The 6365-nt window shown below is 61.2% G+C and carries 6 protein-coding genes; all 6 read right to left on the bottom strand.

Annotated elements, in window-relative coordinates:
* Positions 1-114: 114 nt before the first annotated feature.
* Complete coding sequence (locus VGG64_03730) at positions 115-762, bottom strand: hypothetical protein (protein HEY1598683.1); 648 nt, start codon at positions 760-762, stop codon at positions 115-117.
* A gap of 574 nt (positions 763-1336) precedes the next feature.
* On the bottom strand, positions 1337-2899 hold the full coding sequence (locus tag VGG64_03725; protein HEY1598682.1) for a hypothetical protein: 1563 nt from the start codon (positions 2897-2899) through the stop codon (positions 1337-1339).
* Positions 2900-3226: 327 nt separating this feature from the next.
* Positions 3227-3373, bottom strand: a complete 147-nt coding sequence (locus tag VGG64_03720) for a hypothetical protein (GenBank protein HEY1598681.1) — start codon at positions 3371-3373, stop codon at positions 3227-3229.
* A gap of 94 nt (positions 3374-3467) precedes the next feature.
* Positions 3468-4208, bottom strand: coding sequence for a hypothetical protein (locus VGG64_03715; GenBank protein HEY1598680.1), 741 nt, complete (start codon positions 4206-4208; stop codon positions 3468-3470).
* Positions 4209-4634: 426 nt separating this feature from the next.
* Positions 4635-5195: a hypothetical protein gene (locus VGG64_03710; GenBank protein HEY1598679.1), complete on the bottom strand. Its 561-nt coding sequence runs from the start codon at positions 5193-5195 to the stop codon at positions 4635-4637.
* A gap of 99 nt (positions 5196-5294) precedes the next feature.
* The coding region (locus VGG64_03705; protein HEY1598678.1) for an AAA family ATPase at positions 5295-6365 on the bottom strand (1071 nt) is incomplete at its 5' end.

The following is a 6365-nucleotide window of genomic DNA, read 5'->3' as shown; positions in this document are numbered from 1 at the left end:
TGTGATTCTATCGGGCTGGGGCCAGAATCGAAACGATTTCTTTTCGGATCGTGCCTGGCAGGGCGCGAGGCGGCGTTCTGAAATCTCCCCGTTTACTTTTCTTTCCTGTCTTCGCTACTGCGAATCGCCCGGCAACAGGCGTTGGGGCAGGTCGTAGATGCTGGCAGTTCCGGCTGCGTTGTAGCTGATGAGCCAGACGCGATCGCAGACGTGGCCCGGCCACGTCTGCGGCGCATTTCTCGCCTGCAGCGCTTGGGCAAGAGCCGGAATCATGTCATGGCGCCAGCAAACGAGCACGATTTTGCCGGCATAAACCGGGTTGTGACGCAGCTCGTGCGCCAGTTCCTTCACCGCCGAGTCGTGGTACTGACTATTGATTGGCAGTCGCAGCTTTGCGGCCAGCGGGCTGATCGTCTCGACCGGGCGGCTGCTGCTCTCCTTGTTGCCGGCGGCAAACAGGAAGTCGGGCCTGGCAAACGGAATCTTCCGCTCGGCCGAGGCGACGAACAGTTCCGGCAGCCGGTCGGCACGCGCTTGCCCCTCGGACGAAAGGTGTACATCGTCGCGGTTACCGGTCTTCTCCGCATGCCGAATAATCAAAATCTGCCGCGGCAACCGACTCCCACCGCCAGCCTGCGGCTCGGCCGCTTGCGACGTGTTGGCCTCCAGCCCGGAACTCTCCAGCGCGCCCCAACACCCGGCCAACCCGCCGAGCACAAGCATTAGCACAAACAGGCGTACGATTCGGCGTCGGCTGGTCATCGGTTTTCCCCCGCTGCGTCGTGGATTTAGAAGAGGGGCAGAACCGCTCTTCGATTACATCGCGCTGCCCCTTTTCTAGTGCAGCGCCGCGGCAGCAGCAACAGCCGATCCGGCGCCACGCACATGATGCCGAGCATGGTGCATGCCGCAGGCGCGTCGCGGCGGTGTGAGACGGCTACGGCAGTGCGACGGGCCGCGCACACGGGTGGCGGCATTGCGGCGCTCCGGGCTCGGCGGCGTCCGTGGTGTCGTCGGTGCGTGGCGCGAGCCGGGGGCCGTGATTGCCGGGACGCCGTGGGGGCTGGCGAGCCCAGCAGATCTGGCGGCGCGGCTGGTTAAATCATCGTCTAGGTCTATGAAGAACCACGTTATGGCCGCGAGCAGCGACGATTGTTTGCGACACGAACGCGGCACTGCACCTCGCTTGGGCCGCTGCCGCGGATCCTGCGATGCGACGTTTTCCGCTCCATGCGGCGCCGCGACGAGCACGAGCCGCGGCGCGGATGGGACGGGAGCGGGCCCCCAGTTGCGGCCCGACGGAATCGCCCCATGGTCTTCCGCGCAAACGGGAGGGCTACTGCCCTCCCGGATGTCCCTCCGCGAAGATCCTGCGCGGCGATGCCAGCAGTCTCGCGATTGCGACCTGGACTTCTACACGGGCCTGGTCGCGGGTCGGAAGAGAAGCGCGGACGTCAATACATCGGAAGGTGAATTGCTCGTCGCGCGCGAGAACGACCCACGTCCAGTCGTCGTCCGTTTTGTCCCGGGCGACCACGCCGAGGAAGCTGCCAGTCTCGTCGGCGTACCATCCCTGTTCCTCAGCGATGGGATTCGGCTCAGATAGCCGGTATGGGCACAATTTCATGAAGCTCTCTTTGGGGATCGCACCAACCGCCACATGCGGGGGCTGCGTCCACGGCAGTGCTTTCAGCGTTTCTTTGTCCGGGCCCACGTAGACCGAAAACGTCTGCGTCACAATCGGGTGCCAGCCGGGGTGTTCGGCAACGAATTTGTCTTCAGCGATGTACCCTTGAACCGCATCGACAAAAAAGTTGCGGGGCAGCGGGCGTTTGCACGCCGGGTTATGGAATACGGTTAACCCCTGTCCCCAGGGCTCGACGAATGGCGGATTATCCAAATTGTACGCCATGAACGTCGGGTCCATAGCCTCGGGGTGTGGGTTGAACCAGAAACCGCTGCGCGACATGCCCACCGTTTCGCAGCCAAACCCGTGTTGAAACCCCATCCGCAAGAACTTGCCATTCGTACCGCTGTTTGTGAACACAATTGCGCTGATGTTCTCCGTGTCGGGCTGGCCGAAGAAGTTCGACGGGATGTCCTTCTCGCCCAGTCGGTGCCGCTCGATCTGGTGTCGGCGGATACGCAATGTACCGTCGTCATTCCAGGTGGCGGAGTCGCGCGAGCCATAGAGGTAGTTGATGAGCGCGTTGTCAGAGATCAGGTGCGCCTGCGGATCGTGAAACGCCTCCACAGCGATGACGAAAGGCAGATCGCGACAGTGATCAAGCTCCCAGTATCTCTTCTGGAGCTTTGAAGCGAGCGGGCTACCGAAACGAATCGGCAACTCGTTGCGGAAGTAGTCCTCGGCGTCCTCCTCCGACAACTCGCCGAGCTTCCTACCCAGGTGCTTGACGACACCACCCTGGGGCGGATTTACCGTCGTGGCCTCTACCGCTGCTCGGGTCCCGCATCGCTCGACGACGAAGTCGGGAAACGCGTGGCTTGAATCAGTAGTGAACCCGGAGCGGGAGAAGTACGCGAAAAGGTAGAGTTCAAAGAATCGCGTATCGAATCCTGTCGTCTGAAACTGCTCAAGAAAATTGCCATCCTTGTCTCTAAATTCTTGGTACACGTCGTCGAGCATCCGCCTTGCGGGCTCCGAACCGGCAGCAGTGCGGAGGCAATTAAAGCTATGGTGCAGCCTGCGCTCGGGGACGACCACGCGGAACAGACTCTTGCCCGGCGGGCAATATGGCGCCGTGACGATGGTGTTATCGTTGCGTGGGATACGATGCCGGAGGCAGAAACCGCCCAGGTCCTCGCCCGCTCGGTTCTTGCACCTGCCGCCGGTCTTCGTGCGCGCCTTGCACTGCTGTGGGTTGCATTTTGTCGCCACCGAACAACTCCTTTGCGTGCGGTCGCACCACTCCTTAGACACCCGCCGACGGCGCAGGTTCGCGCCGCGCACGCGACGCCGCGCGAGCATATGATTCACGTTAACGGAGAAACGCCTCAGGCAGCAATGCCCCACCGAGCGCCACGGGGCGACGTTTCGACGCCGGCGCCGTTCGAACGCTCGGGCGGTGGCGGTATCCTCGGCAGGGTACGCGGGCACGGGTGCCCGTGGCCGCCGCGCCGCAATCGCCGATGGGCTCAGGTTCGCGTGGCGGAGCCCTTGAGGTTTGCCGCATTTGTGCTCGGGGTCGCGACTAATCAAAACGCCCTACGCCAGTGCCTCCGGCGCTTTGTCGGCGCCGGGTTCAGGGGCGATGATGGCGGGAGTGACTTCGCCGTTGGTTTGGGTGCGGTTGGTCGGGGGGCCGATCAGAACGGCGATTTCATGCTCGTCGAGGATCTCGCGCTCGGCCAAGTTCGCGGCCAGCAGCTAAAGCTTGCCACGCCCGGTCCTTGCCGCCCACCGCGGTGCCCGGCGAGCGTAGGTGCGTTTTGTCCTGGTCTAGAGGCTATTTAGTTGTGGGTGCCTCGATATTCTTTAGCCTGGAGCTAAGCTGTTCGCGCAGATCGTGTTCTGTTGTCCATTCAATGAATCTGTACGCTGCCAAGTCGAAATGCTTGCGCTCTTTTTTCCGAATCGCCAGGATTAGCTCCTTTCCAAGCGCGTGCGCAAACCCGGTTTCGTAGTAGCAATTTGGACGCTCGCCGGAGAGTTCCGCGAACACAAAGCGGCTCGTGGCGATCAGTTCTAGAATTTGGTCATCGACCTTGCCAGAGTCTTGCACTTCGTCGACTCTAGTAACTGCCAAACCTCGCGCTTCAAACAGGGGCTTGACGACGCCTTTGTAAGCGGAGTCAAGCTCTGGATCACGGAACCTCATGATGACAAACGCACGGTCGTTGATTGGAGCAAATGATAGTTCAAGAAAGGATTTGACCCTGGGGCTCGATATATCTGCTCGGATTTCGCTCATCAACTCCCTAGTGCAGTTCTCGGCACTCTTCGGTAAATACTTTATATACCCTGGATCACGGAGTTCCGACTCGGCAACGCGGGATTCAGACCGGTAGACTACGACTGACATCATGGTCGCCATGTTGACAAGCATTTCTCGCGAGTCGAGTTTTAACCAGACGACTTGCCGAGCAAGGAAAGGAACGAGCACCGTCGTTACGATTTCGTCTTTCGCGCGATTCCTCAAATACTCGCTAATACCGTTCCCGTAGGTAAGTTCAGCGTGATATTCCATGGTCGGTTGAAAACCTCCTCGGCCCTACCTGGATTTCCGATCGCTTAATTGCACCCGAGGAGTGAACGAGAGTGGTCTAACATTGCGCGGCTAGGCCTGTCCTACATTAGCACCTCGGGCTCGCTTAAGCACGCCATTTGATCAGCTGGCCGAACTGCAAGGCTGGCTCCCCCGTCTAATTCGTCGAATTTGGCCCCTTGATAGTATCGCGCGGCTGTGGCGAATACGATCGCCGGCGCGGGCGAGCTCCCGGCGGCATTCTCACATAGCGCCCCGCCCGCCGCGACGGCGCATTTGGTTTTGAACCTGCCTGTTCTGCCGCTTAATTCCCTCGAGCCGTCACGCACAGCGTGATGATCCTCGGATACAGGTGATTATTCCGCGGAGCAGGCCAGCGTCGTTGACACATCACTGTCTGTGCCTCCGCTACGGTCTTGGAGACCAGCGATCGCAAAGCCGCTTGAGCAGATCCGCGTTAGCGTTCGGAAATAGTTTGGTCAATATCCCGGGAGTAACATCGGACAGCTTGCCGTAGACGGCTCGAATCGTTCCGGCCACCTCAAGTATGCACGGTCTCAACTCGTTCACGCTGGTTAAGGCTTTATAGTACCTGTCACCCACAGGAGGCGCCATGGGGTGAGTTGTGCGGGCGGATATGCCCACGGAAAATCGAACGGCAACACCCTCCTCGAACCAGTTAGTCATTCCAACGACCGGATTCAAAAGATGCACTGTCTCGTGCGCCAACTCGTAGACTGCGGTTGGCCAGTAGCCTGCGGCATTATTGCTTAGCCTTGCGAAAGCACCGTCGAGATTTGGAGTGTTGACGACGACGGGACCGCCGTTGCCAAATGCTGGCTGGCACAGTTGCTTCGACATATCACGTTGCCCCAACGCTGCTTCAGCCTCCCGCATAAGGTCGAGTTGCAGCCTCCAAAGGCGGGATGCGTTGCCATCTGGACGATCGGTCGGGAACACCAAGTCCATGCATCACCCCAGAGCGATTGGTCGGTCATGTGCTGAGGTGCGACACACACGCAAAAGGTACATCACCGGTACTAGGGAACGCCGCTCGCTCGAACCGTCCTACGCCAGCGCCTCGGGCGCTTTGCCGGCGCCGGGTTCGGGGGCGATGATGGCGGGGGTGACTTCGCCGTTGGTGCGGGCACGATTGCTGGCGGGGCCGATCAGGGCGGCGATTTCGCGCTCGTCGAGGATCTCGCGCTCGGCCAGGTTCGTGGCCAGCAGCTCGAGCTTGTCGCGATGCTCGGCCAGCATGCCGCGGGCACGCTTGTCGGCCAGGTGCAAGATCGAGGCCAGCTCTTCGTCGATGACTTGCGCCGTGTGCTCGCTGAACTCGCGCTGCTCGACAATTTCCTTGCCCAGAAAGGGATGCTCTTCGGCCGTGCGAAAGGCCACCGGGCCGATGCGTTCGCTCATGCCCCAGTGCGTAACCATGCGGCGGGCCAGTTGCGTGGCACGCTTGAGATCGTCCTCGGCGCCGGCGCTGTACTCGTCGAAGATCAACTTTTCGGCCGCCCGCCCGCCCAGCATGAACACCAATCGGGCGTGCAATTCGGTCTCGCCGATGTTCAGCCGGTCTTCCTCGGGCAAAAGCTGCGTAACGCCCAGTGCCCGGCCGCGGGGGATGATGGTGACCTTGTGTACGCGGTCGGCGCCGGGCACGAGCCAGGCCAGCAGGGCGTGGCCCGCCTCGTGGTAGGCGGTCATCAGCTTTTCTTTGCCGGACAGAACTTCCTCGCGCTTGGCGCCCATCAGAATTTTGTCACGCGCGACTTCGAAGTCGAGCATGCCGACTTTGTCCTTGCCCTCGCGCGTGGCCCACAGGGCGGCTTCGTTGACCAGGTTGCGGATGTCGGCGCCGGTGAGTCCGACGGTGCCGGCGGCCAGACGATGAATATCGACGTCGTCATCGAGCGGCACTTCGCGGGCGTGGACCAGGAAAATCGCCTCGCGGCCTTTCAGGTTCGGCCGGTCGACGGTGACGTGCCGGTCGAAGCGGCCGGGCCGAAGCAGCGCGGGATCGAGCACGTCGGGCCGATTAGTCGCGGCCAGCACGATGACCGACTCGTTGGGGCTGAAGCCGTCCATCTCGCTGAGAATCTGATTGAGCGTCTGCTCGCGTTCGTCGTGGCC

It is taken from the genome of Pirellulales bacterium (assembly GCA_036490175.1).
GTDB lineage: Bacteria > Planctomycetota > Planctomycetia > Pirellulales > JACPPG01 > JACPPG01.
The sequence above is the reverse complement of the archived record's forward strand: the minus strand, read 5'-3'. Positions and strand labels throughout refer to the sequence as shown.

Bases quoted from the DNA above. Each gene is read 5' to 3' on its own strand.
- VGG64_03710 (HEY1598679.1), bottom strand. From the start codon at position 5,195: ATGGACTTGGTGTTCCCGACCGATCGTCCAGATGGCAACGCATCCCGC.
- VGG64_03715 (HEY1598680.1), bottom strand. From the start codon at position 4,208: ATGGAATATCACGCTGAACTTACCTACGGGAACGGTATTAGCGAGTAT.
- VGG64_03730 (HEY1598683.1), bottom strand. From the start codon at position 762: ATGACCAGCCGACGCCGAATCGTACGCCTGTTTGTGCTAATGCTTGTG.